At 38.4% G+C, this 25010-nt stretch carries 25 protein-coding genes and 1 riboswitch; of the genes, 1 reads left to right on the plus strand and 24 read right to left on the minus strand.

The annotated features are described in order from the left end of the window. Window positions 1–222 precede the first annotated feature (222 nt). From EHO65_RS11780 to EHO65_RS11880, 21 genes are all read right to left on the minus strand, one after another. Window positions 223–822, minus strand: a complete 600-nt coding sequence (locus tag EHO65_RS11780) for a histidine phosphatase family protein (RefSeq protein ID WP_135774538.1) — start codon at window positions 820–822, stop codon at window positions 223–225. Between the two features lie 9 nt (window positions 823–831). Then, window positions 832–1803, minus strand: coding sequence for an adenosylcobinamide-phosphate synthase CbiB (gene cbiB, locus EHO65_RS11785; RefSeq protein ID WP_135774540.1), 972 nt, complete (start codon window positions 1801–1803; stop codon window positions 832–834). Beyond that, entirely contained in the window at window positions 1800–4400 is a 2601-nt protein-coding gene (locus tag EHO65_RS11790; RefSeq protein WP_135774542.1) for a cobyric acid synthase, read from the minus strand. The genes cbiB and EHO65_RS11790 overlap by 4 nt, the downstream gene beginning before the upstream one ends. Next, on the minus strand, window positions 4397–4951 hold the full coding sequence (gene cobU / locus EHO65_RS11795; RefSeq protein ID WP_135774544.1) for a bifunctional adenosylcobinamide kinase/adenosylcobinamide-phosphate guanylyltransferase: 555 nt from the start codon (window positions 4949–4951) through the stop codon (window positions 4397–4399). The genes EHO65_RS11790 and cobU overlap by 4 nt, the downstream gene beginning before the upstream one ends. Then, window positions 4939–5568: a histidine phosphatase family protein gene (locus tag EHO65_RS11800; protein ID WP_244243520.1), complete on the minus strand. Its 630-nt coding sequence runs from the start codon at window positions 5566–5568 to the stop codon at window positions 4939–4941. Before EHO65_RS11800 ends, cobU begins: the two co-directional genes overlap by 13 nt. Further along, window positions 5565–6269 (minus strand): adenosylcobinamide amidohydrolase, encoded by a 705-nt coding sequence (locus EHO65_RS11805; protein WP_135774547.1) that lies wholly within the window; start codon window positions 6267–6269, stop codon window positions 5565–5567. Before EHO65_RS11805 ends, EHO65_RS11800 begins: the two co-directional genes overlap by 4 nt. Further along, complete coding sequence (locus tag EHO65_RS11810; RefSeq protein ID WP_135774549.1) at window positions 6266–7645, minus strand: cobyrinic acid a,c-diamide synthase CobB; 1380 nt, start codon at window positions 7643–7645, stop codon at window positions 6266–6268. Before EHO65_RS11810 ends, EHO65_RS11805 begins: the two co-directional genes overlap by 4 nt. Window positions 7646–7651: 6 nt before the next feature. Continuing rightward, entirely contained in the window at window positions 7652–8185 is a 534-nt protein-coding gene (gene cobO / locus EHO65_RS11815; protein ID WP_135774551.1) for a cob(I)yrinic acid a,c-diamide adenosyltransferase, read from the minus strand. After that, a complete protein-coding gene (gene cobM, locus EHO65_RS11820; protein ID WP_135774553.1) occupies window positions 8182–8964 on the minus strand; it encodes a precorrin-4 C(11)-methyltransferase in 783 nt (260 codons plus the stop codon). Before cobM ends, cobO begins: the two co-directional genes overlap by 4 nt. Window positions 8965–8974: 10 nt before the next feature. Next, window positions 8975–10438: a precorrin-3B C(17)-methyltransferase gene (cobJ, locus tag EHO65_RS11825; protein ID WP_135774555.1), complete on the minus strand. Its 1464-nt coding sequence runs from the start codon at window positions 10436–10438 to the stop codon at window positions 8975–8977. Then, a complete protein-coding gene (locus EHO65_RS11830; RefSeq protein ID WP_135774557.1) occupies window positions 10435–11589 on the minus strand; it encodes a cobalt-precorrin 5A hydrolase in 1155 nt (384 codons plus the stop codon). Before EHO65_RS11830 ends, cobJ begins: the two co-directional genes overlap by 4 nt. Further along, window positions 11576–12343, minus strand: a complete 768-nt coding sequence (cobI, locus tag EHO65_RS11835; protein WP_135774559.1) for a precorrin-2 C(20)-methyltransferase — start codon at window positions 12341–12343, stop codon at window positions 11576–11578. The genes EHO65_RS11830 and cobI overlap by 14 nt, the downstream gene beginning before the upstream one ends. 8 nt (window positions 12344–12351) lie before the next feature. Continuing rightward, on the minus strand, window positions 12352–13578 hold the full coding sequence (gene cbiE, locus EHO65_RS11840; protein WP_135774561.1) for a precorrin-6y C5,15-methyltransferase (decarboxylating) subunit CbiE: 1227 nt from the start codon (window positions 13576–13578) through the stop codon (window positions 12352–12354). Continuing rightward, a complete protein-coding gene (locus EHO65_RS11845; RefSeq protein ID WP_135774563.1) occupies window positions 13575–14243 on the minus strand; it encodes a precorrin-8X methylmutase in 669 nt (222 codons plus the stop codon). The genes cbiE and EHO65_RS11845 overlap by 4 nt, the downstream gene beginning before the upstream one ends. Further along, window positions 14244–15350, minus strand: coding sequence for a cobalt-precorrin-5B (C(1))-methyltransferase (locus tag EHO65_RS11850; protein ID WP_135774565.1), 1107 nt, complete (start codon window positions 15348–15350; stop codon window positions 14244–14246). A gap of 6 nt (window positions 15351–15356) precedes the next feature. After that, complete coding sequence (locus EHO65_RS11855) at window positions 15357–16109, minus strand: FAD-dependent oxidoreductase (RefSeq protein ID WP_135774567.1); 753 nt, start codon at window positions 16107–16109, stop codon at window positions 15357–15359. An 8-nt stretch (window positions 16110–16117) separates the two neighbouring features. Continuing rightward, window positions 16118–16492 carry a DUF3209 family protein gene (locus EHO65_RS11860; protein WP_135774568.1) on the minus strand — a complete coding sequence of 125 codons (375 nt, stop codon included), beginning with the start codon at window positions 16490–16492 and terminating at the stop codon, window positions 16118–16120. A gap of 9 nt (window positions 16493–16501) precedes the next feature. Further along, the gene (locus tag EHO65_RS11865; protein WP_135774570.1) at window positions 16502–17692 is read right to left on the minus strand and encodes a CbiX/SirB N-terminal domain-containing protein; all 1191 of its coding nucleotides are present in this window, start codon (window positions 17690–17692) and stop codon (window positions 16502–16504) included. Continuing rightward, window positions 17689–18498 (minus strand): CbtA family protein, encoded by an 810-nt coding sequence (locus tag EHO65_RS11870; protein WP_135774571.1) that lies wholly within the window; start codon window positions 18496–18498, stop codon window positions 17689–17691. The genes EHO65_RS11865 and EHO65_RS11870 overlap by 4 nt, the downstream gene beginning before the upstream one ends. Beyond that, entirely contained in the window at window positions 18489–18671 is a 183-nt protein-coding gene (locus tag EHO65_RS11875; protein WP_135774572.1) for a CbtB domain-containing protein, read from the minus strand. Before EHO65_RS11875 ends, EHO65_RS11870 begins: the two co-directional genes overlap by 10 nt. A 139-nt stretch (window positions 18672–18810) precedes the next feature. After that, window positions 18811–18994, minus strand: a riboswitch (cobalamin riboswitch). Between the two features lie 74 nt (window positions 18995–19068). Continuing rightward, complete coding sequence (locus tag EHO65_RS11880) at window positions 19069–19923, minus strand: SDR family NAD(P)-dependent oxidoreductase (protein WP_135774573.1); 855 nt, start codon at window positions 19921–19923, stop codon at window positions 19069–19071. Between the two features lie 234 nt (window positions 19924–20157). On the opposite strand from EHO65_RS11880, the gene EHO65_RS11885 reads away from it, so the two are divergent. Next, window positions 20158–20697 carry a Crp/Fnr family transcriptional regulator gene (locus EHO65_RS11885; RefSeq protein ID WP_244243521.1) on the plus strand — a complete coding sequence of 180 codons (540 nt, stop codon included), beginning with the start codon at window positions 20158–20160 and terminating at the stop codon, window positions 20695–20697. A gap of 45 nt (window positions 20698–20742) precedes the next feature. Here EHO65_RS11885 and EHO65_RS11890 read toward each other — a convergent pair whose 3' ends face one another. The 3 genes from EHO65_RS11890 to EHO65_RS11900 all read right to left on the minus strand — a co-directional run bounded on the left by EHO65_RS11890 (window position 20743) and on the right by EHO65_RS11900 (window position 24726). After that, window positions 20743–21921: a two-component system sensor histidine kinase NtrB gene (locus EHO65_RS11890; RefSeq protein WP_167482030.1), complete on the minus strand. Its 1179-nt coding sequence runs from the start codon at window positions 21919–21921 to the stop codon at window positions 20743–20745. 203 nt (window positions 21922–22124) lie between these two features. Then, window positions 22125–23912, minus strand: coding sequence for an alginate export family protein (locus EHO65_RS11895; protein WP_135774576.1), 1788 nt, complete (start codon window positions 23910–23912; stop codon window positions 22125–22127). A gap of 292 nt (window positions 23913–24204) precedes the next feature. Next, complete coding sequence (locus EHO65_RS11900; protein WP_135774578.1) at window positions 24205–24726, minus strand: hypothetical protein; 522 nt, start codon at window positions 24724–24726, stop codon at window positions 24205–24207. Between the last annotated feature and the right edge of the window lie 284 nt (window positions 24727–25010).

Below are 25010 nucleotides of genomic sequence, written 5' to 3' on the forward strand. Positions count from 1 at the left end.
TAACATACCTAACCTCGAGGTTTTAGTCTGCAGGGAGATCTGGCTTGCAGAATAATAACAGAAAGTAATACTTTCTGATCTATTCCGATCACAGTTGCGGGTCAGCGTGGGAGTTACACCCAACTTCATCCTGAAAGTTAAGTCGATCTTTTGGATCGTCTCGTTTTATTCAATGAAAAAAGTTTTAGCATCTTCAAAAAAGGTCGTTCTAATTTATCTTATTTATGAATAAATTTTTTCCGGAACCTCTAACGAAATAGTTAATTCCAATACTTCACAATTTCCAAGTTTAGAATGGGGAAATTCCTGTAATGAAAAGTGTGTATAAAATCTAGAAAGAACGAATCCGTGGCTGCAAATTGCAATTTTCCTTCTTCTTGATATTTTCAATAAACTTAATATAGTTTGGACAACCCTTAATTCTGCTTCAGATTTACTTTCTCCTCCCGGAAATCGGAACTGGTCATTCATTCGATCTGAACTTTTCCAGGCAAAATAGGATTTTTCTCCAAATTTATTAGAAAGTTCCGATTCTAGGATTCCTTGGGCTTCTCCTAAATGTATCTCTCTCAGTCCGGGATGATATATGATCTCTAATCCTAAACTTTGAGAAATCTGTTCTGAAGTTTGTTTTGCTCTTTTTAAGTCGCTGCTAAAGATAAGTTCTATTCCTGAATTCTTCAATTGATCCGCTAATTGTAAGGCTTGTCCTTTGCCATATTCGGAGAGAGGCGTGTCGGTTTGTCCTTGTAACCTTCTTTCTTTATTCCATTCCGTTTCTCCGTGCCTGATTAGAAAAAGTTGATATTCTTCTTTTTTCATAAAATAAGTTTAAGATTGGAAGAAGTTCCTATATAGTAAATAGGCCGCTTGTACTAATCCCAAAAACAAAATAGAAGAAAGGATGGAGGTTAAGAATATGATCCTATTTGCATCTAAGATCAGATTTGGGACTAATTTTCGATCAGGATCTCCCAATTTTGGTTTTTCGCTTGGAATTCCCGAGTAATAGTTTCTTCCACCTAATTGTATTTTTAAAGCTCCGGCTAAGGCTGCCTCACAAAGGCCTGAATTAGGGCTTGGATGCTTTTTTCCGTCTCGGATCAGTATTTTAAAGGATCTTAATGGATGAAAACCTAAAATAGCGGAAGAAATACAAAGTATAGGAGCCGTTAGTCTTGCAGGAATATAATTTGCAAGATCATCCATTCTGGCTGAAGCCCAGCCGAATTTTAGATATGTATTATTCTTATAACCGAAGAGCGAATCTAAAGTGTTGATGGAACGATAGAGCATTGCAAAAGCCGGTCCACCGAGAGCTGCGAAAAATAGAGGAGCAGTGATCCCATCCACCAAACTTTCTCCCACACTTTCCAGGCCAGCCCTGACAATCTCAGGTTCTTCTAAATTTACTGTATCCCTTCCTACAATTCGACCTACCATAGTCCTTGCTTTCGCTATATCGTTTTCTTGAAGTGCAGAATATACGTCCTTACTATGATCCAAAAGATCTTTTAAGGCGATGCTTGTATAGATGATAAATGCAGAGACCAGTTCTCCTAAAAATGGATGAAGGTGACGAAAAATTTCTATAATAAGCCAGGGAAATATAGAGGAAAGTGAATATACGGAAAGAGCTGTTATGATTCCAGCAAATCTTTCGGAAGATATATACTTTCTTGTCAGCTTCTCCATATACCTTGCAAATTTTCCGATGAATCTAACTGGATGAGGAAAACCTTGGGGATCTCCAAAACCAAGGTCCAGAAGTAGAGAAGCGGGAAGGATCCAGAAAGAATTCATCTTAGTCCTAGGATCTTGTAAATTTCAGTCATGTTCACTGAGTTCCTAACTTCGTTCGCTAGACGGTCTAGATTGGTCTCCAATTCATACCTTGCTTGGACTTTCCCCAATGGGCTCATTCCTTTTCTCATTCTGATCTTATCTAAGAAGGACCTTCTGAACTCATCTTCATCAAACACTCCATGCAGGTATGTTCCCCAAACTTTTTCTGAATCTCCTTGGTGGCCTAAACTTTCTCCGGAGATATCTTGGAATATGGATTTTGCTGATATCTCTTTTGTATTTCCGTGATGTATTTCGTAACCCGATACTTTTTTTCCGGAGAGAAGATGTGTTCCTTCCGTCTGTTTGAGCAATTTTTCTTTTTCTAATACGGTTTTGACTCCGATCAGATTTAAACCTATTGCGGATCCTAAATCGCTTTCTATTTGGAATGGATCGTGGACGGATTCCCCCAGCATCTGGTAGCCTCCGCAGATCCCGATAATTTCGGTTTTTCCTTCTTTATGAAAATCTAAAATAGTTTCTGAAATCCCCGATTCTTTCAAATAGTTTAGATCAGTGATTACGTTTTTACTTCCCGGTAAGATTATAATATCCGGATTTCCAATTTCTTCTTTTCTTTGAGCAATTCTCACTCTTACATCCGGTTCTATCCTCAGTGAATCCAGATCCGTATGATTGGAGATCCTAGGTGTATCTATTAATACAATATCTATCCGGTTTCCTAAAGGAGAATTATCGCTTAAACTTCCGGATTTGAACTCTAGTGAATCTTCTTCAGGCAATCGTAGATCATTTAAGAATGGAACAATTCCAAATACATTCTTGCTAGTAGTTTCTTCCAAATATCGGATACCTGGATCGAGTAGACTTTTTATTCCTCTGAATCTGTTTATTAGAAAACCCGAAACTAATTTTCTTTCCCATTCTGACATCGTTTCCATGGCGCCAACAAAAGATCCGAAAACCCCTCCATGATCTATATTGCCGACTAATAACACTTTTGCCTTCGCGTATTCCGCCATTCTCATGTTTACAATGTCTTTGTCTTTTAGGTTGACTTCTGAAACTCCTCCGGCTCCTTCTAAAACTACCATATCGAATTCTTCAGAAAGTGAATTGTATGATTTTTTTACCTCATCGAAAGCGCTTAATTTGAATTTCATATAGTCCCTGAAATCCATTGCCTCTACCGGTTTTCCATTCAGTATGACTTGGGAATCTTTTTCGCTGGATGGTTTGAGAAGGATAGGGTTCATTCTGTAATCGGCTCTGATCTTGCATGCCTGAGCTTGTAATGCTTGTGCTCTGCCGATCTCTGCACCTTCATACGTTACAAAGGAGTTTAATGCCATATTTTGGGATTTGAAAGGTGCAATTTTGAAACCGTCTTGTGTAAATATCCTGCAGAATGCAGTTGCTAATATACTTTTACCCACATTAGAAGCGGTGCCTTGAAGCATGAGTGCAGGTTTTTCTTTTTTTATTTTAGAAGGTTTTTGGCTTTTCTTATATATGGAACGAAACGCTTGTATAAACGTTTCGTTCTCTTTCGGGGTTTTAATCGCTATCCTTATATAATTATTTTCTAATCCTTTGAAATTGCCACAGTTTCTGATCCCTATCTTGAATTCTTTAAGAAGAAGGTTCTCTAATTCAGAAATCCCTCTTTTTGTTTCTAAAAATTCTAGAAGAAGGAAATTTGCATCCGTATCGTAAATTTGAAAAATTTTAAGATCTTCTAATTCCTTTTTAAATATATTCTTCCAATCCGAGATTTTTTCTTTGGTTTTAAAAAGAAAACCTTGGTCTTCTCCAAATTTTTCTATAATAGAAGCGCTTAAACTATTTAAAGACCAACTTGGAAGAAGTTCAGAAATTCTGGAAGCTATCTTGGGATTAGTCAGTAAAACTCCTATCCTAAGTCCGGGAAGCGCCAAAATTTTTGTCAGGGACCAGAGGACAGCCAGGTTTTCAGATCTAAAGTTTCGAAAAGAATACTCTTCCGAGCAAAAATCTATAAAAGATTCATCTATTACAAAAAACGAATTTTTATATTCGGAAGAGATCTTTAGGATCTTTTCTCTATCCAAAAGTTTTCCAGTAGGGTTATTCGGGTGACCTAGCAGAACTAATATTTGTTTTTCAGGGCTTCTTTGAAAAACCTCGATCAGTTCTTCATAGTTTAATTCAAATTTAGATTCCTTTTGGAGAAAAATTTCTTGGATCTTAAGTCCGGCTAATTCTATACTTTTTTGATAATCAATATAAGAAGGTTGGGCAATCACTGCCAGATCGAACTTTTTGATCTTAGGGAGAATATGTATTAATTCAGAGGCTCCATTCCCGAAAACAATTTCATCGTTTGGAATATTCCAATGTTTTTCTAAGGAGATCTTGGCCCTTGTATAATTTGGGTCCGGATAATGTATTAGATCGCTGATCCTGGAATTGATCAACGGACGAACCCAATCAGGAAACCCGAGAGGATTTAGATTAGAAGAAAAATCTAAAATTTCAGTAGGATCAACGCCGGCAATACTTGCCATCTTAAATAGATCGCCTCCATGCGGACTAATATTTTCCAAACTCATAAATTGATCCCGGGAGAAGGTTTTAACACAATAGGGATCCCACTTACTAAAAAATATACTTCTTTCGCGATTGATGCGAATGTTTGATTACAGATACCTAATAAATCTCTATATAATCTTCCTTCCTTATTCTCTGGAACAAGGCCCATTCCAACTTCGTTCGTGACCAAAAAGACATCTTTTATTTTTGAATCCAGAATATGTTTTCCTAATTTTGTACAAGTATCTTTGATTTGGTCTTGGGTAAGGCCTATACTTTTGTTATTTGCATCAAATAGCAAGTTATTGATCCACAAGCTCAAACAATCGACTAATACGATTGATTCAGGGGGAATAGAATCTATAGCTGAAGAAAGTTCTAATTCTTCTTCTATTGTATTCCAGCCTATTCTTTCTTGCTTGTGTCTTCGGATCCTTTCATCCATTTCTGAATCTATACGAGGACAAGTGGCCAGAAAGTATTTTTCTCCTGCTACAGAGTCCGCCGTCTCTAATGCAAATTTACTTTTTCCACTTCTACAACCGCCTGTGACTAAAATTATCCCGGCCATTCGCATCTCCTTGTTGAAGAAATTCTAATAAGATCAGTTAGGACTGCCTGACCATTTTTGAATACATCTAAGTAAACAAGGGTAGATGGAGAAAATTTGAATTTCGTATAGAAGGAGGCTGGAACGTTCAAGAAAGAACAGAGTAGAATGGAGAGAATTCCCCCATGACTGAGAATTAAGATATTAGGATCTGAAGAAGAAAGAATATAATCCTTAAATACTTCCGCTCTTGTTTGGAATTCTCGTAAACTTTCTCCATTAGGAAATCTGAAAGAAGGAAAGAAATCTGAGAATTTTTTTAAACCTTCTAAATTTGTTTCTGCGAGTTCCGAAAAAGTTCTACCTTCCCAGTCCCCAAAGTCTAACTCTTGCAATTCTTCCTTGAATTCTGCTTGGGATCCATTCGGGAATTCTAATACTTCTAAAATTTCCTTACATTGTTTTGCTGGGCTTGAATATATTTTCCCTCTTAGAAACTTTTTCTCTACTTTTTCTTTTATTCTTTCTATTTCTTGAAATCCATTTTCGGAGAGAGAAACTTCTTTTCTTCCCAAATATTTTCCTCCATATTCGGAGGAAATATGAGGATGTCTAAGTAAACATAACGATTTTTTCATATGTTTACGGAACTCTGATATGCAGGAGGAAATAGGTTTTTGGCCTTTTTCCATTTATGGATACCTTGTGTAATCGCTTCGTATGCAGTTGCTCCGATCAAATGGCCGAAAACAGTATGTTTTCCTACATAATCGATGCTACTCTCACCAGTGGGAGAGATGATCCCGATACAATCTGTTCCGGTGCCGGTCGCAAAATTATTTTCATTTTGTATCAGGATCTCTGATTCTAAAACCGCTAGGGTCCTTGCCTCGGACGCTATCGAGATCGCTTCTATACTTGCTGATAAAGTGAGTGTTTCGGAAGTTTGAACGAGTAAATTGATTGTCCCTATTTTTTTATTTTGTTTTGGAATATCTCCAACTCTGACTGCATTTCCTAATCCAACTGTCGCAATAGATCTAACGTGTAAACCTTCTAAACTTTTTTCCGATACGGAATAATTCAGAAGGGAAGCGCTAGTCATAAAGCCTAGGACTTCTTCTTTTTCTCCTTTATCTACTAATCTATTTCTGTAAAATTCTTCGGGAATAATTTCAGGACTTAAGTCTGAATTGGAAACTTTCAACCAATATACTTTGTTTGTGGATATATATCCCCCTCCTACGACTGCCCAGCTCAAAGAAGAATGAGGTCTTGAAAGTTGGAGTTCCAACCAAGTTTCGGAAACTTCTATTTCATCTGTCTGAAAGTAGCTCAAATTTTAAATCTCCTACAAGACGCTATAAAGTTTTTTGGGATTTCCGGATTGGAAGCCCAATGTGCATGCACATAACTCGCTAAAACATTTGAAATTGTATAACCTTCCCTAGTCGTTCGTTCAGATTTACGTTTTCTAATATGATAGGAAAATAATGACTCATCTTCATTTTCTAAAATTAGATCTGAATATCTGAATTGGTGTCCTCTGAAACGTATTCCAGCTTCTCCTATGATGGTTCTTTTTTCGGTATGAACTTCTACATAGCCTAAACTTTTTAGTTTAGGCCCCATGATCGCTTTTCCCGGGATAAGCCCCACCATGGGAAAACTTTGTCCTTCTATGTTTTGGATCTCGGAAGAAAGATACATTAATCCTCCGCATTCTGCATAGATAGGTCTTTCTGAACTTGCAAAACTTCTGATATCTTCGGTTAGATCTTTATTTTTTGATAAACTGTCTGCGAATAATTCCGGATATCCACCTCCAAAATATAAACCATCTACTTCCGGGAGTTTTGTATCCCTTAAAGGAGAAAAGAAAATAAGTTCTGCTCCTTCTTCCCTTAATTTTTTAAAATTCTCTTCATAATAAAAGTGGAATGCTTCATCGTAAGCAACGCCGATCTTACAATCTTTATCTTTGCTTTGAACAGCCGCTAACGTTTCTGAAAGGATCGATGGTGCAGAATTTGCGATTTCCAAGATCTTATCTATATCCAGCCAATTTTCAGATAGACTCTGCCAGAAAGAAAGTTTTTCTTCCGTTAGAATATCCGGACCGGCAGTACGAAGTCCCAAATGTCTTTCCGGGAAGGAATGTTCATAAGACTTAGGAAATCCCCCTAGGACAGGCAATGGAATACTTGCAGTTTCTATAATGGAAAGATGGCTTTTACTTCCTATAAAATTCGCAACAAAACCTTGGATTGGAACTTGAGGATCATAATTTTTTATACCGGAAGCGATAGCGGAGAAAGTGGCCGCCATTCCGGATGCATCTATCAATATGATAGTGGGTATTTGAAGCCATTTTGCAATTTCTGCAGTGGATCCTGCTTCCGAATTCGGAGAATGACCGTCGAATAATCCCATTACTCCTTCTATGATTGAAATATCTGATCCTTTGCTTGCACTTACAAAACTGGAGATTACGGATTCTTTTCCCATCAACCAGCCGTCCAGATTTTGGCAGGTTTTGCCGGTAACGAAAGAATGATAGCCGGGATCTAGATAATCGGGTCCACATTTGAATACGGAAACTTTGAGGCCTTTGGCTTGTAATGCTTTAGTAAGCGCTATTGTAAATGTGGTCTTTCCGGTTCCGCTCCCGGTTCCGGAGATCAATATTCTAGGTATTTTGATCTCTTGTATCATGTTTTTTTAATAATCGATCCCAAGTTGAGCTGGGATCCCATTTTTATAAGGATGTTTGGGAGATTCTATAAGAGTAACTAGGTCGGCCATATCCGTCAAAAGGGTGGGACAGTTTCTTCCTGTAATTATAATATGTAGATCTGTAGGTTTTCTGAATAGAACATCCGAAACTTCCTCCGGAGTAAGCCATCCGTAATGGAATGCGTAGGTGATCTCATCTAATATTAGTATTTTATAATTTTCAGAAAATATCATATCACATGATTTTTCCCAAGCTGACCTTGCGGCCTTCTTGTCACTGTCCAGATCATCACTTTCCCAAGTGAAGCCGAGTCCCATTACATGGAAGTCCAGATCTGCAATTGTTTTCGCAAATTTTCTCTCTCCCGTTTCCCATTTTCCCTTTAGAAACTGGACAACTCCACATTTCATTCCTCTTCCTAATGCTCTAAATAGAATTCCAAGGGCTGCAGTAGTTTTACCTTTTCCAGGACCGGTGAATACTAATATAAGTCCTTTTTTATCGGGAGAAGAACTCATGTGGTTTCCGAAATGGTTTCTTTTTTATTAGCTTTTCTGAATTTATGAGAAAAGTCAGAAGCATAAAGCCTTGAATCTGCAAAATCATGACAGTCCAGTACTTTGCCTACGAAGATGATCGCCGTTGCAGTGATTTTTTCTTCTTTTACCTTAGATACTATAGTTTCCAGGGTTCCGGTTACAATCTTTTGTTCCGGCCAAGTCGCCTTCTGTACAACGGATACGGGACAGTCTTTGCCATAATGGGGAATGAGTTCCTCTACAATTTTACGAATATGTAAAACACTTAGAAAGAATACTAGAGTTGCTCCAGTGGAGGCGAAAGTTTCTAACTTTTCTTTTTCCGGCATAGGAGTTCTTCCTTCTGCCCTAGTGATCACTACTGATTGAGAAACTTCGGGAAGAGTAAGTTCCTTTCCAAGCATCGCAGCAGCCGCAGTAAAAGAGGAAACTCCGGGGATGATCTCGTAAGGGATCTCCAACTCATCCATTTTTCTCATTTGTTCAGCTGTGGATCCGAAAATCGAAGGATCTCCCGTATGAACTCTTGCAACGTCCTGGTCCTTCTTCTTGGCTTCTTCCAAGATGGAAATGATCTCTTCCAAAGTCATTTTAGAAGAATCTAATACTGTAGCGGTTGGAGCCGCTCTTTCTATTACTCTTTGAGGTACAAGAGATCCTGTATAAAGAACGATAGGGCAGGTTTCTACGAGTCTCGCTCCTTTGATTGTGATCAGATCCGGATCTCCCGGACCGGCGCCAATAATATATACTTTCATAATATTTCTCTCAGTCGCATTTTAAAATATTATCTCTGAAAGAGGACCAGACTTGTTTTGGGGAATGTCCCAACCATCTTGCATCCGTATATTGATTACTCTCCCAGAGAATCTTTTTGCTATTATCTAAAACATAATTCCAAAGTCTTTCGCTGATGGACGAATTCCTATATATGGAAAATAGATCATAAACTTCTTCCGGAGAATCTTCCGAAGAAAAAGAGATCAGAATATCGAATTGATTTTGAGAAACGATAGAATCGTCTTTAATATTCAGTTTTGTCCACTTTTGATCTTGTTCCGCTGAATTATAAAAACCAAATGTTTCTAAGTCAGTAGGACGTTTTAGTTTTCCGATTAAATAGTAATCCTCTTCATTTCGATAAAGAATTGCCCCACCAATTCTGCCTAAATATTGGATTTTTTCTTCGGATCTTAATTCTAAGATCTGAGCATCCTTCTTTTTAGGAGAATTTTCTAAAAAATTTAATGCTCTTAGCGCAGTTGCCACGGAAGAATCGTGGGCTTCGACAATTTCTTCTTTCTCATGTTCAAAAACAGTGGTGCTTGTTTTGACGAATGCACCTTGTATTTTAGTAATATTTAAATTAGGAGAAGGTGATTCTTTCGGGATCCTACTTGCCAGATCATTTTCCGTTCTCAGGGATACTGCTCTGTTTTGTCCGGGTTTTAATGAACCGTCATCAAGAGAGTATTTGTTTCCGTATCCTCTGGGAGTTACAAAAAATCCTTCATACACAAAAGATTGTGAAGATCCTATGATTACTGTAGTATTCATCCCGATCTCGAATTCCAAAAAATGATCTAGATCAGAAAACTGAATATTCTCTTGTCTGCGATATGCACTCTTTACAAGAGCGACGGGTGTTGTCCCCGGCCTATATTTTTTGATGATACGAGCAGCTTCCACAATCTGTCTTTGTCTTCTGCCGGAAGCTGGATTATATAAATTAATTACAAAGTCTCCTTTGGCTGCTGATTCTATACGATTTTCGATCACAGTCCAAGGAGTCAAAAGATCGGAGAGAGAAATTCTTGCAGAATCATGGACCATTGGAGCTCCTACAAGGGAACCGCAAGAACTATCGGCACTTATCCCTGGGATCATTTTGATCTCAGGTGAATCTCCTTTTTTCCAACCAGTCTTTCGTAAAACTTCAAATACAAGACCTGCCATCCCATAAACGCCTGCGTCTCCTGAAGATATCAACGTTACAGTTTGTCCTGACTTTGCAGATTCCACTGCGGTTTGAGCGCGAGTGATCTCTTCTGTCATTCCTGTGCGAGTGACTTGTTTTCCGCTCAGATGATGTTTTACAAGATTGATATAAGTAGTGTATCCGATTATTGAATCTGCTTCTTTGATGGCCGCTAATGCAGCAGGGGTAATATGCGAATCGTTCCCTGGGCCTATCCCAACAATATTCAATTTTCCTTTTGGAGTTTCGTTCATACTTTTTCCAAACTTGGCGAGTGAATTTCTAATCTTGTAGCAAAAGGTATTCTCGCAATCGCTACCGTTAAATTTTTTCCACCTTCTGTTTCTTTATACTTTTGCTTTGTTACGAGTAATTTATCAGAACCGGAAAGAAGAAGTGCAGATGCTTCACTTACGGACCGCGTTCCTACATATTCCGAAGCGGCTTTAGAAATTTCTGAAATTCCTTCTACTTGATCTAATTTTTCCGAAGGGAAGGTTGTAAATTCCCATCCGTATTTTTTTGAAATTTCTAAAAATGCAGGTTCTTCTTTTTTGGCATCTACACTTGCGATTGCCTTTATACTTTCAAAAGAGAGGTTATATTCTTTTAATACTTTTTGGATCCCATTTTCAACGACTTCGGTTTGGATCCCTTTATCACATCCTAATCCTAAAATCAAAGATTTAGGTCGATAAATTACTGAATTGGAATATATATCAGGAGTTTTAGTCTTGATATCTGTTCGATCGCTCGCAATTAATAAGATTTCATAATCTTTAGGATTTACATTTTCTAAATTATTAGAATACTCTACTCCCTTAGGAAGACCTTTTTCTAAAGACCAAAAATGAGGTTCGCCAGTTTCCTGAACGAATAGGACCTTTGTTTCATTTACTACTGCAGCGCAAGCTCTGGTTACATTTCTATCTTGGTCTTCTAAACTCCAACCCAGGTCCCTTCCTAGAATGTCTACAGTCAAAGTCCCTGAAACATCGGATGCAGTTGTGATTACCGGAATATTCTCAAGGAGATTTGAAATTTTCTGGGTAAAAAAATTGCCTCTTCCTACATGGCCAGACAAAACACAGATGGTAAACTTTGCCTGATCATCTATACAAAGAACAGCGGGATCCGTTTTCTTACTTACCAGAAGAGGGGAGATCATTCGAACTACGGCACCCACGCTGATCACGAAAATATGACAATCGTATTCCATGAAAGTCTCTCTTAATGTAGGCTCCATCGGAAGACTTAAAAGTTTAGATTCTTTTGGAGCTTCTGAGATGAATTTAGGAGAAACGAATAGATCTGCTTCCTTTAAAGAATGGAATAATTCCGTCCCTGTCTTTAGGCCGTGTTTAGTTATTACGTATATCGCGTAAGGTTTTCTATTCTGAATCATCTGAAATCCCTCTTAGCACGCCTTTTCGTTTTCGAATGGAAATGACAACCATGGAAAAATAATCACAGGTTTCATTCTTAATAGATTCGATATCTTTTACGATCCTTTGGCGATCCGTAGTTCCGTAAGAAACGTAGGTTGCATTTTCTAGAATATTCTGTTCTTTTAATATTCTTATTAATTCCGGGACTACCTGTCCTACCTTGGTCAGAACAATCGTATCAAAATCTTGGATAAGTTTTTCCAGATCTTCCAGACCGTAGGTTGCTGGAAGAACACAAAATCTTTCTCTTCCGTCAGCAAGAGGTGTAAGTAAACTTGCCGGGATAGCTGTAATGGAAGAAACTGCCGGAACAATTTCTATCTCGATACCTGGCCATCTTTCTGGAGCTTCATCTAATAGATAGCTCCAGGAGCTATATACGGAAGGGTCTCCTTGTGTGATGAATGCAACATCCAAACCTTTTTCTAATCTAAGGCCTATTTCTTTGAATGCCTTATCCCAGGCCGGAATAAGTATATTCGGATCTTTAGTCATTGGAAAATGTAAGAATAATTTTTCTTGTGTTTCATTTTCTTGAACTACAGGGGAACATACTCTCCAGGAAAAAGAAGGAAGTGATTCGCTACTTTTCGGAATCGCAAGAACCGGAACAGTATTCAGGACGTTTACCGCTCTAAGAGTAATGAGATCAGTTGCACCTGGACCAACTCCAACTCCGTATAATTTTCCGTATTTTGTTTTTACATTCATAAAATGTATTATGATTTCCTAATTTTAAATATATGGATTGGGTTTAGCGCCTCATATCTGAGATAATCCGCGAGTTTTTGTCCTCTTGAAATATTGATTAGGCTCACTTCCGGGATTAAATCCATGTCTCTGAAAGTTTTGTAAGCTTCTGATACATTGTCTAAGGTGATTGCATTTGCAACTAAGCAGCCTCCCATGCTCAATCTTTGAAAAGAAAGTTCTATGATCTCTTTCATATTCCCTTTCGATCCTCCTATAAATACACAATCTGGGGCAGGGAGGTCGGCCAATACCTGAGGAGCTTTTCCATGTATTAAATGAACGTTATCTGTTTTATGCGAGAGAATGTTTTGCTGGCAGATCTCTATTCCTTCCGAATCAACTTCGATTGCGTATACTTTTCCTTCTTTAGCGATTCTTGCTGCTTCTATGGAAACCGCTCCAGAGCCTGCACCAATATCCCAAACCAAAGAGTCTGGCCGGATTTCCAACGCGGAGAGTGAAAGTATTCTAACTTCCTTTTTAGTGATTAGTCCTTTTTTAGGCAGGCGTTTTGCATATTCATCTTCCGCTAAAAAAGGAAGAAGAGGAGAAGGTTTCCAATTCGGATCTTTTCTAATTAGGATAATAACATTTAAATCTGAAATATCGGAAGTCTCTGCCAAAGTTTCTAGTTCGAATTCACGGACCTTTTCTTCCTTTCCTCCTAAGTTTTCACAAACGAATGCTTTCCAATCTGTTTCAGAATAATTTAATAAATATTTAGCGATCTTGGGAGGTGAATTTGTTTCGTCGGTTAGGCAGGCAATCTTAGATATACTTTGTAATTTTGTAATAAGCCCTTCTATCGGTCTTCCGTGTAAGGAAAGAAAGGAAGCGTCGTCCCATTTAACCCCAATTTTAGAAAAAGCATTTTGAACGGAACTTGGAGCAGGAATAAATTCAACATGATCTCTTCCTACTTTTTTTAAGATCAAATTTCCGATCCCGAAAAACAAAGGATCCCCTGAAGCAAGAACACATATCGTATGCTCCGCAGAAAGTTCTGCAATTTTCTCTGCAGTTCTAACAATATCATTTTTAATAATGATCCTTTCTCCATCAAATTGAGGAAAGAAGTCTAGGTGTCTTTCACCACCCGCGAGAACTCTTGCTCTTGCAACTGCCCCCATTGCTTTGCTGGAGAGTCCGACACAACCATCATCTCCTATACCTATAACAGTGACTGCTTTCAAAATTTTTTCTCCGTTGAAAGAAGTAAGAGTGCATGTATAATAGAAACTGCAATCGTGCTTCCTCCTTTTCTTCCTCGAGTTAGAATATAAGGAATCGAATATTCTGATTGGAATTTGAGATCCAATAATGCTTCTTTAGATTCTGCAGCTGAAACAAATCCGACTGGAACTCCGATCACTAGGGAAGGACGGACTCCTTCTTCTTGTACAAGTCTTACTATCTCTAAAAGAGCAGTAGGAGCATTTCCTACTGCGATCACACTTCCATTCAAAAGTCCTAAACTCGCAGCCTTGCGCATGGACTCTATCGCTCTTGTAGAATTATTTTCTTTTGCTCTCTGGATAACTTCCGGGTCGCTGATAAAACTATAAGTTTTGCAGCCGTATGCATTTAAACGTTCGCTATTCAGACCGGCAATGATCATCTGCACGTCACAAATAATAGGACATCCATTCTTCAGCGCTTGGATCCCGTCATGTATTGCATTCTGATGGATCTTCGTTAGATCCCTATATTCAAAATCAGCCGTAGCATGAATGATCCTTCTGACGACTTCCCAATCGCCCGGGGGATGAGAATGATTTCCTGCTTCTTCGTCTATGATCGCAAAAGAATTATTTTCGATCTCCCTTCCTAAGGAAGTCATTTGTCTCATATCGTTCATTTATTCCGCTTCTCCTTTAATTCCCCAGCCTTCGGGAGCTTCAAACTTTCCTAATAGAGTACCGTCAAAATCCACCATATAAGTGGAGACTCTTAGGCCTAATCCATGTTTGGAACAATTTTCGGAAACGATCTCGCAGATCCTGGTGGTGATATAAAAATGTCCGGATTCTTTACAAATATCTAATACATGCCTTGCTGTATTTGCTGCTTCAATATTTGTGCAAACTGTTTCCGGGATCTCCAGAGATCTTGCGATATTTGCAAGCATCTTCGTGTTTACGGAGGAACCTCCTCTATGGGTCATCATGACTCCATCCGCCATCTTGGAGAGTTTTCCGATCATGCCGACTATGATCACATGGTGAATGTCTTCTTTAATAGAGGTCTTGATCCCGGTCCCTATAAAGTCTCCAACTTGTATGAATGCGATCTCATTCATACTCGGGAGAAGGTCCATAGCGAACTTTTCAGACTTTCCGCCTGTTGTTAAAATGATACTTTGTTCTCCATATTCTCTCGCTACCTGTATTGCCTGTATTACACTTGCCTTATATGCTGCTGTGGAATATGGTTTTACTATCCCAGTCGTGCCTAAGATTGAGATCCCTCCGATCAAACCCAGGCGTTCATTCATCGTTTTTTTGGCCATTTCTTGACCGCCGGGAACGCTGATCGTAACTTCTGCTCCTGAAAATGCGGAACCGATCAATTCCTCTAATATCATTTCCGTAATATTCTTCCTGGGAACGGGATTGATAGCAGGTTCTCCGATCTCTAAGCCGAGCCCTGCTTTTGTAACTACTGCAACTCCTTCGCCACCTTTTAATACGATCTTGTTTTCTTGGTTGAGTTTTACTAGTGCGGTTAACTCTGCACCGTGGGTGCAATCCGGATCATCACCGGCGTCTTTGATGATGCTGCAAACCGCACTATCATCGGAGATCTCACAACGTTTCAGTTCAAAAGTGACTTTTCTTTTATTCGGAAGGGTAGTTTCAATTTCTTTAATGGTTTGGCCTAAGATCAGAACTCTGACTGCTGCTTTAGCTGCAGCCGCGGAACAAGCTCCTGTTGTAAATCCTTCTCTTAGTTCCTTGGTCGCCATTTAAACTTATCCGAGAGTTACAACCGGTGAAGGATTTCTTTGAGTATTGAAGAATGCTTCCATTCCGATCCTGGATTCTAATGTTCCTAAACGAACTAGTTCGGATCTAACTTCTCTTAAAATATTTCCGTCCCCGCTTAAGAATGCGTTCTCTGGAACGGTGCAATCTCCTAAGATCGATTTCAAAATTTCTAATACAGTTGGAACCCGATCAGGGGCTGAAATTGGAGGGATTTGGAATATATTTGGAAAATTGGGAACTCCTAAGAGAATTTTTCTTAATTCTTGCTCGGAAAGAAAATCTTCCTCTTTTGTTTTGAGCCAAACTGTTATTGTGCTGTCCAAACTTTTTGCGAATTTTTTGGAAAGAAGAAGTCCGGCAAGAGAAGTAATCCCGGTATCCGTTGCCAGAATGAGAGAAAAGCCAGGAGGAGGCCATGTTGGATCTCCTACAAATTTCCCCCAAGGACCTGAATATTCCAATTCCGATCCTAATTTTAATTCGGGTAGAATACTGGAAGCTTTTCCAGTTCCTAAACGTTTCACACAAATCTGAAAAGAATCCGTTTTGGAATCTGAGGATAAAATGGAATAAGCCCTCTTAATCGCCTTTCCATCACCATCATTTCCGGTATTTAGGATAACGTATTGTCCTCCTACAAATTCGAAAGGCAAACCATCTGCTCTTTCAAAATGGTAGATATCTGAAGAAGGACTTACGTTTTCCTTACGGATTAGTTTGAGAAATTTCTGGCTCAATGTTCCTCCTAAGAAGGATAGATCTCATGCACGAAATCATGCATTTCTTCTAAGTCAAGATACAGTGTTTGGAATGACTTAGCGGAATTTTTGAGATCTAATTCTACTTTTTTGGTAAGTATCAAAAGAGAAGTATAATATCCGGATTTAGGATCTCCGGAAGGAAGTTTCGAAATTGTTTGTTCTAATTCCACTAAACTTGCTTCGAAAAATCTGATCAGATCATCAAAGTTATTTGCAGTCGTCAAAGACTGGATCGGTCCTGGAGAAGAAAGAGCTTCTGTCCCTATCTCATTTTTTTCATGTTGGATGACGGATTCGTCCTTGATCCCAAGAACATTCATCATTCCTAATCTTAATGCTGCGATTTCATGACATGCCATATTATATTCCTATTGCATAATATTATCAACTAAACGTGAAACGAGTCTATCTTGAAGAAGATGTTCCGAAACAAGGTCCTCCGCATCTTCTACATTTACTTTTTGGTACCATACTCCGTCTGGATAGACTACCACTACCGGACCTTCTCCACATCTTCCCATACAAGAAGAACGGGAAATTTTAAAATCTAAATGTTTTCCTTGTAGTTTCAAAATGGATCTCATACGAGCAACTAAGGCGGAACTTCCTTTGCTTGCGCAGTCTATATTATCGCAAACAAATATATGTTTTTGTAAATTACGATGAGGGAATAGATGAGGAGCTGCTTGGTTGTGAGTCTCAAGATGGCGGATACTCCAAAGAAGTGCCTTCAATCCTCCTACTTTTTTAGAAAGACCCGGAAGTTGTGTCCTATATTCGCAGGTATCACATGGAAGAGAAAATTTTCCGGAGATACAATCTTGGATCCTTTCATCTATGACAGATAATAATTCAGGATCAGGTCCTAGATAAGAAGTAAGTTCCGTTTTGATCCATGGGAATTTTTCGGAAAAGTTTTGGACCAAAGAGGAAATTTTTTGGATCAATAAACCTCCGAATAAAAAGTAGGGGACCACCAGGAGTTTTTCAGGTCTTAACTTGGAAGCCATCTCCAAAGTATCAGGAAGAAGAGGGTTGGTGATCCCTATGAAGGAAGGAAGAACAAAGGAGAAATGATTTCCTTCTTGGAATAAACGAACTGTTTTGTAAAAGTCTCCGTTTGCATCCGGATCGGAGGAACCTCTGTTTACTATGATCACTCCAGTTTTAGAGGATTGTTCTTTGTTTAGAGGTAAATATTCTTCTGCCCGCTTTCTAAGTAAGGATACCATTTTAGAATGGATGCCCAAACTATTTGCTATTTTATAAGAATGATCCGGAAACTCTGTTTTAATCCTATCCAGAACGATCGGAATATCATTTTTAATATGACCTGAAGTGTATAAAAACAAAGGAAATATTATGATATTAGAATATTCCTTACTAAGGTTTCTTAGAGCTGTTTCTATATCCGGTTTTGCGAGTTCTACATATGCGTAGGAAATATTCAGATCCGGACGGGTATCCGAATATGCGTCCACTAAGGAAACAAATTCAAGGTTGGAATTTGTTTCCCTACTTCCATGACCCAGCACTAAAACCGCAATTTTTGGTTTCATTTGAACCCTAATACCTGCTTCGGCTTCCAGAATAGGAAAAATAGGGAGGATAATAAATACCAGAAGATGAGATTCGTGAGCAAGCTCACATATTCGAATTGTATTCTTAATTGTTTAGGAGCGGCAAAGTCTTCGGAAATTTTAGGCACTCCGATATAGAATGGAAGTCCGACAAAGAGTAAGACCGTTATTATAGCAAAAGTCCATTTTAGTAAATTATGAATCTTTAAATAAGATAGAAGTATCCGAGATCCTAAAACACCAATTAAGCTGGATCCGACGCTAAGATACCACCAGGCCTGTCTTTCTGGATAATCATAAGCCCCGGATCCCCTGCCGGGTAATTCTGGAGGAAGTCCTAGAAATGGGACCCCGAAGAATATCAGAAATCCGCTGACAGCAAAAAAGATACTTAAGAGGATTGCCTTGGATAGAGAAGGGTATTCTAAAAATCCATTTGGAGGAAAGAGGGCGATCCAAATAGAAACCAAAACTCCAAAGGAAATTCCTAATAGAATAGAGCCGATTACTGTTCCTAAATTTCTTTTTTGCCAGAAGTTTTCACTCTCAGCTTCTTCGGTAGAACTAGATTCCACTTTTGCATGAGAATGAGCTTCTCCATGCGAGTGAGAATGAGTGTGGCCTGTATTCGAATTCTCTGAAGTAGATTTGGATTCAAACTTCTCTGCTTCTAAGATGAGAGGAAGATTCCAAGCGCAAACTAAGATTCCTAAAACAAGACCGGACACCAGACCGGAAAATATTCCGCTTCGCAATAGATCAGCAAATTCTGATCTTAGTGGCATGGAAAGCCTGTAGCATGTCTTATATCATGGAAAGTATCGTGCAAATACACCATGGGTTCCAGACCTACTGCATAGATTGTAGAAAAAGCAAGAAACCCGGCTAAAACCAGAACAGAACCTCTAAGCCATAATTTGGCTCCCGAAAAATCCTTCGAAACGGAAATCGAGCGCATAAAAATCCCTCCTAAGAGATCTTCACCTAACAAGATATAAACGATATTAGGGCACAAAAGAATTGGCCAAAACATCGTATAAGCAAAAAGTTTTGAGTTTAGTTACGCGATTGTCTTACATCCGAGACTGGATCACGTAGCTTCAGGATTTTTGTAAGGTCGTTTTCTGACTCGAGATCGTCCTACTCAGCACGTCTTCCCAGGTTTTACACCCAGTGACATCATGTGCCTTTTGTCCCTCTTACAGCGGCGGGTACCGTGACGGGATTGCACCGTCTTCCCATAGATGAGACCATCTATGTTCCTACAAAAATAGACTGAGATTTCAGGATCTATTTAAGTGAGTGATTTTGTATAGTATTTTATTTTCGATCGAGCAAAATTCTCTATACCGAAGTTATACTTTTTGTTTTTTCTTATCTAGCCTAGACTGGGCTGCTTTTAATTCAGAATCCGTAAGTTTAATACTGAATTCAGGAAAATGTCTAAATAGAAAATATTGGAGCCAGGAATCCCAGCCGGTGTATCCGATGAACTTTTTATTAGGGATCCACTTTAGAATGGCCTTTGCTACGGAATCAATTGCATGAATTCTATTTAACGCGGAGCCCATTTCAATTTCCTTACTCAATTCAGGCTTGTCGGTGTTTTCCTTTTCCAAACCAGGAGTATCGGTTGTGGGTGGTAGAAATAATTTCACCTTCACTCCGTGGAGCATCATCTCTTGGCGAAAACCTTGAGCAAAACCTACAATCGCAAACTTACTAGCTGAATAAGCTCCGTAACCATAAATGGAAAAAAAAGCAAGAGTAGAGGCTAAGAATACAATCTCTCCGCTTTTTTGTTTGGAAAAATGATCACTAAATGCGAGTGCACTATTTACATGGCCGAAAAAGTTTACATCCATTAAATTTCTGTAAACTTCGTCGTCTAACTCGGAAGCTTCTCCTGCTTTTGCAAAACCGCTACTACAGATTAAAAGGTCTAATCCGCCTAATGTCTGGATTGCCTTTTTGGCCTCTTTTTCGATGGCCTTTTTATCTGAAACATCCAAAACTGCGAATCCGAATACTGCTGTTGGAGCTCCTACAGCCTTCAATTCCTGGACTGTCTTTTCTAAATTAGATTTTCCTCTGGCGGAAACGATTACACTTGCTCCAGCTCTAGCTAATTCGAGTGCAATTCCTTTGCCTATACCCGCGGAACCGCCTGTTATAAATACTTTTTTGCCTTTGTATCTGCTAAATGACATATTGAAAAATTCTCTTCGATGCGGGCAAGGTTTCCCTTTTTAGGAAACTATTCAATACAATTCGAAACTTTTTGTAGAAAGAATTCGAGAACTTGTTCCAAAATTTTAAATTCCTGGTTTGATCTCAAAACAAATCTTGCCTTTTCATTCCCATAATAATGAATACGTGAGAATTCAAGGCCTAAGATGCATTCGATACCTTTACTGGAAAATTTAAGGAAGAAGGTTCCAAGTTTGGAAAAAAATTGGGACCGTTATACTTCCATGTTAAAAGAAAAGAAGGTTCCGGCGAAAACAGAACTTATAAAAAGGGGAGTATATACTAAGAACATATTCATCGTTAAGAAAGGATGCCTACGATTAAAATTCGAAGATAAAGGTCGTGATATCACAATTGCTTTCTTTCCGGAGAACAGGGCAATTACTTCTATTCATAGTTACAGAGGAACTTATAAGACTAGCCAACTTGCTGTGGAAAGTATAGAACCCACAGAATTATACATTCTAAGCGGGGAAGACGCAGAAATTATTTATAGAGAGAATGAAGGACTTAGAGATTTTTTATTGGAATATGTTGCAGAAAGATTTGATACGTATATGAATTTGTTTCTATCTAGGATTAGGGATAGTCCTGAACAAAGATATTTGAATCTGATCAAAGAACAGCAAGATATTGTAAATCGTATTCCTCAGCATTATATTGCGTCCTTTTTAGGGATAACTCCTGTCTCCTTGAGTAGGATCCGAAATAGGATCTGGAAGGAACAGAAATAACCTCCTAATAAAATCTCGAAAGGGTAGAAGGAGCTGAATTTTCCTTTATTCCAGAACCGGAAAGTAAATGGAGAATTTTGTGCCTGACCCAAGTTCACTCTCTACCTTGATCTTTCCTTTATGATTTTCTAAAATACCATAAACGATGGAAAGTCCTAGGCCAGTCCCTTTACCAGGCTCTTTAGTCGTAAAAAATGGATCGAATATTTTACGAATTGTTTTTCTATCTATTCCGGTTCCACTGTCCAAAATTTCTATCACTGCTGTCTTTTGGTTTTTTTCAGGAGAAATAAATTCTCCTTCTTCCATCTTAAGCCTTATGGAAAGTAATCCTCCATTTGGCATTGCGTCTTTTGCATTTAAGAATAAGTTCAGAAAAACTTGATGTATCTGAGCATGATCTGCCTGGACCCAGACTGGGTCCTGAGCAATATCTGAAACCACTCTGATCGATTTTGGAAAAGTAGAAGAAGCTATATGGACCGCTTCAGAGAGTAAATCATTCAAAGCAGAAGTTTTAAGATCGGATTCTACCTTTCTTGCCAAGGTCAAAAGTTGTTTGATTAAAGAAGAGCCTCTTTCCGCCGTTTTTTTAATAATTTCGGAATATTGTAAAATTTTGTCAGGATGTTCCGAATTCTTTTCCAATAGGGTAGTGTATCCTAAAACTACTGTTAAAATATTATTAAAATCGTGAGCAACTCCTCCTGCAAGAGAACCTATAGATTCCATTCTTTGGGAGTGTATAAGTTGTTTTTCTAATTCATGATGTTTTGTAATGTCTTGGAATTGGACCGCAAAATAATTCGGATCTCCTTTTCTATTTTTTATTAAAGTTGCATCCACTTGGACCCAAAGATGATGTCCGTCCTTATGAATATACCTTTTCTTCCTTTTGAAGATGGATATTAACCCTTTTAAAAATTGATCTCTATATCTGAGATCTTCTTCCAGATCATCCGGATGAGTTATAAGGTCGAAACCCATTCCAACTAATTCATTTTCAGAATAACCTAAAATTTGAGAAAGAGCAGGATTCGAACTGATAAATCTTCCTTCCAAAGAAATAATCGCGAATCCATTTGGAGAATGATATAGTATGTTCTTAAATTGTGCCGCCTGGCAGTACCATTCATCCCATCCCATTTCTTTAGGTAAAAAGTCCTTTTCTAAATAACCGGAGGGTTGGTTTATTTTTGGAGGAATTTCATCGCAGTTTTGCATAACCTTCTCTTCCATGCTATTTAAGACAGAGAGGGGAAAGGTTTTCGTCTTAACTATTGTTAATAAATTATGTAACTATTTTAAACTCCAATGAGTAACAAATCGCCGTCTAACTTAATCTAAGGAATATGAAGAAGTTCAGCTTCTCCGAGAAAAAGAAAGGAGAGGTCGAAACTTCGACCCCTCCCAAGGAAAGGATTGCCTTATAGGGAGGCGGAGACCATGAGATAAAAGAACTTAGAAGTATCGTCGAATGTGTATCTATTATCAGGATTAGAAGCATATGGATTTGTTCTTTCGTTTCCGATCGCTTCTTTAGCTTTTACGACAGAAATTCCCATCCAGATAGAAACGGATTCAGTGTAGTTATAGATCCAAGTAAAATCATACTGATAGAATAATCTTCTTCCTAACCTAGAATTATCATAAGAGAACTTATCGTTTGAATAATTTTCCGTACTAGCACCAGTATTCGGAACCCCGGAAACCTTATACCAAGCATCTTGTAGATTTGCTTTTTGAGTATCGTAGATGGCAAATATGAACATTCCATATTCTGTTTTTAGGTTTGCTCGGACTGAATAAGATTTTATATTCTCAAATCCTGCCATCAAAGATTGGCCGTTCATAGTATTCCAATTTGGAAACGAACCTGCGATCTGAGGAAATAAACTCTGCCAAGTCCCTACCTTCGAATCGGATCTATTCGGATCTCCGGATGCGTAAGTATAACCTAAACCTAAGCGGATCCAGTCATTTACCTTGATACCTGTATCCAAAGAGAGAAGTCTCGTATCATACTGAACCTTCTCCGTATAAATATTTTTACCATTAGCCGCCTTTTGGTCTAAAATATCCCAATCAGCCTTTACTCTGTCCCCAGTCATTCCTGACTGCCACGCGGATTCTATTGTCCAATCCCAGATCTTTCCGGCAGGTAAAAGGTTATTATTCGTTCTATTGGTAAATCTAAAACCGGTAGTCAATAGATCGTCTCTTTGTTTTAAACGATTATCGAAGTCTATAGGATTTGTATTAGGTATCCATTTTTTAGAAACTTCGAATACATATAGGTCTAGATGAGCTTCTTCTCCAAACTTGATCGTATTATAAGCACCGAAAAAGTAAGCCTGGTCTATAGAGCCCTTGGATCTTCCATTGCTCGTGGTTAAGCCGTATGGAGCATCGTACTGGTTGGATAAGATCGTTCCAAATACATGTGATCTAAACCACTGAGAATCATGCACAAATCTAACCCCATCGAATGCAAAACCTGTATGCAACCAATTTAATGGACCTACAATTTTCAGATCCCCGAAAGCAAACACCTGTCTTCCCACAAAAACGGAAACAGGAAGTTTATCAGTTTTTTTGAATACTATATAGGCTTCTCTAATATCCGTATTGTTTCTGATATTCGTATTGGTAGAAGTAGTCGGAGTCAAAGTAGTTCCGGAGCCTGTGCTGAGTCCGTAAGTCCAATTGCCGGCATTCTGAGGAGTCTGGCTTCCTCCCCAAAGTCTACTATCTTGCATAGTAACTTTGATTGCATAATAGGGAGAAGGGTCGAATAAGAACCAGAGCTGAGTGTTCTGGCCTACAAAAGAAGTATAATCATCCGTTTTCTTATTAAAGTCGGGATTTTCTCTGGCTTCAAATCTGGGACGGAGAGAAGCTCCCAATTTTAAATTATCCAACCAAAATAGATCGGATTTTTGAGTGTCTTTCATTTGTTCGGGAGTTACCAAAAGAGTTCTAAGATGATCTACAGGAATATTTCCCTTCCAAGGAGAATTGTATTTAGGTTCTTGCTTCTTAATTTTCGGATCAGTACCTTCCGTCTTATTCGTATCGGAAGAAGAGGGTAGAGGGTTCTGGATCGTTTCCTTGGTATTCTTATTCGGATCTTCTTCAGAATATGCCGGTATACTAATAACAATAGTTATTAAGAGAAATAGGAAATTAAACTTTAGTTTCGGGATCGTATACATTCAAGAGTTGCCCACAGTAAAAGTATCTTTCTGAAACTTTTAGCAATTACTGTGCCAATTATATAAAAATATATGAATGTTGAATAAATTGGCGAATTAGGAGGATTTGTTGGGAATAGATCCAAGTAGATTCTTTAATGTACGGTGAAATTATATGCGTAGTGTATAATTTAGGTACGTTTTCTAGGAAAATTACTTCTGTAGTAACTTCGACATCTTTAGGGCGAGGGTAAATTAATGACTGAAATTGCTATTTTGGAAAATATTTAAAATTTGGCACAAAATTTGCTTACTAGGAGATGATGTCTATACTCAGTTTTTTACGGAAATTGAATCCGTAATGTTCTATCAATTCCAGTTCGAGTTCGTTATTGAAGCGGATTATACTCTTGGCAGTTTCTTCCAGTGAAACTAATAGAGGACCTTTTCTTCCTTCTTGGATTTCCTTTTGCAGATTCCAGAAGTATTTACTGTTTTGGAGGGACTTCTTCTTATCCGTTTGTTTACTTTCAGAAACTCTTTTGTAAACCGAAACTAGTTCACTCGGAGTTTTTATATTTATATCCACTTTTTTTAATTCGTAAGAGAAGTCGGGATCGTGCCCATTTTCGGATGCCTGTTTTGTTTTTGAGATCACGGAAGGGAGAAGTTTAGAAATGTCTTCATAGATCGGAAAGGCTGCAAAGATCCAATTCACTAGATTTAAGCAGGAAAGTTTTGCAGGAGATCTTTTGTATTCCGCCCAGACCTCTTCTAAGAAATCCGCTTGGGAATAGAAAAAAAACAAAATTTCATGCTCGTTCTTCTCTTTCATTTTATGGGTTGGAGCTTGGGGGACCCGTCAGTATCCAAGGGAACCCTTTTCTTTATATGCACGATAAATGCCAGATCTAAAAAAGAAAGGCAATTCGTTTCTGATCACCTTGAATCTTGATTCCAGTGTATATTCTGCGCTTGTGGCTTGAAATAGAAAGCAAATCTTGGTCGTAATAGTTTTGTCGAAGATACTACATTGCAGAGATTCTATACAAACTGCCTTAGAACCGAGGCTAATTGAGGCCCTTCTTCTTGAAAATAGATTCCAAAAGCCTCATTCCT

This window comes from Leptospira andrefontaineae (assembly GCF_004770105.1).
GTDB lineage: Bacteria > Spirochaetota > Leptospiria > Leptospirales > Leptospiraceae > Leptospira_B > Leptospira_B andrefontaineae.

Excerpts from the sequence above, each read along its gene's own strand:
- cobJ (WP_135774555.1), bottom strand. The coding sequence starts at position 10,438 with ATGAACGAAACTCCAAAAGGAAAATTGAATATTGTTGGGATAGGCCCA.
- EHO65_RS11880 (WP_135774573.1), bottom strand. The coding sequence starts at position 19,923 with ATGTCATTTAGCAGATACAAAGGCAAAAAAGTATTTATAACAGGCGGT.
- cbiB (WP_135774540.1), bottom strand. The coding sequence starts at position 1,803 with ATGAATTCTTTCTGGATCCTTCCCGCTTCTCTACTTCTGGACCTTGGT.
- EHO65_RS11830 (WP_135774557.1), bottom strand. The coding sequence starts at position 11,589 with ATGATTCAGAATAGAAAACCTTACGCGATATACGTAATAACTAAACAC.
- EHO65_RS11860 (WP_135774568.1), bottom strand. The coding sequence starts at position 16,492 with ATGGCATGTCATGAAATCGCAGCATTAAGATTAGGAATGATGAATGTT.
- EHO65_RS11850 (WP_135774565.1), bottom strand. The coding sequence starts at position 15,350 with ATGGCGACCAAGGAACTAAGAGAAGGATTTACAACAGGAGCTTGTTCC.
- cobU (WP_135774544.1), bottom strand. The coding sequence starts at position 4,951 with ATGGCCGGGATAATTTTAGTCACAGGCGGTTGTAGAAGTGGAAAAAGT.
- cobO (WP_135774551.1), bottom strand. The coding sequence starts at position 8,185 with ATGAGTTCTTCTCCCGATAAAAAAGGACTTATATTAGTATTCACCGGT.
- cobM (WP_135774553.1), bottom strand. The coding sequence starts at position 8,964 with ATGAAAGTATATATTATTGGCGCCGGTCCGGGAGATCCGGATCTGATC.
- EHO65_RS11845 (WP_135774563.1), bottom strand. The coding sequence starts at position 14,243 with ATGAACGATATGAGACAAATGACTTCCTTAGGAAGGGAGATCGAAAAT.
- EHO65_RS11790 (WP_135774542.1), bottom strand. The coding sequence starts at position 4,400 with ATGAGTTTGGAAAATATTAGTCCGCATGGAGGCGATCTATTTAAGATG.
- EHO65_RS11875 (WP_135774572.1), bottom strand. The coding sequence starts at position 18,671 with ATGCGCTCGATTTCCGTTTCGAAGGATTTTTCGGGAGCCAAATTATGG.
- EHO65_RS11900 (WP_135774578.1), bottom strand. The coding sequence starts at position 24,726 with ATGAAAGAGAAGAACGAGCATGAAATTTTGTTTTTTTTCTATTCCCAA.
- EHO65_RS11870 (WP_135774571.1), bottom strand. The coding sequence starts at position 18,498 with ATGCCACTAAGATCAGAATTTGCTGATCTATTGCGAAGCGGAATATTT.
- EHO65_RS11780 (WP_135774538.1), bottom strand. The coding sequence starts at position 822 with ATGAAAAAAGAAGAATATCAACTTTTTCTAATCAGGCACGGAGAAACG.
- EHO65_RS11800 (WP_244243520.1), bottom strand. The coding sequence starts at position 5,568 with ATGAAAAAATCGTTATGTTTACTTAGACATCCTCATATTTCCTCCGAA.
- cobI (WP_135774559.1), bottom strand. The coding sequence starts at position 12,343 with ATGAATGTAAAAACAAAATACGGAAAATTATACGGAGTTGGAGTTGGT.
- EHO65_RS11890 (WP_167482030.1), bottom strand. The coding sequence starts at position 21,921 with ATGCAAAACTGCGATGAAATTCCTCCAAAAATAAACCAACCCTCCGGT.
- EHO65_RS11895 (WP_135774576.1), bottom strand. The coding sequence starts at position 23,912 with ATGTATACGATCCCGAAACTAAAGTTTAATTTCCTATTTCTCTTAATA.
- EHO65_RS11810 (WP_135774549.1), bottom strand. The coding sequence starts at position 7,645 with ATGATACAAGAGATCAAAATACCTAGAATATTGATCTCCGGAACCGGG.
- EHO65_RS11865 (WP_135774570.1), bottom strand. The coding sequence starts at position 17,692 with ATGAAACCAAAAATTGCGGTTTTAGTGCTGGGTCATGGAAGTAGGGAA.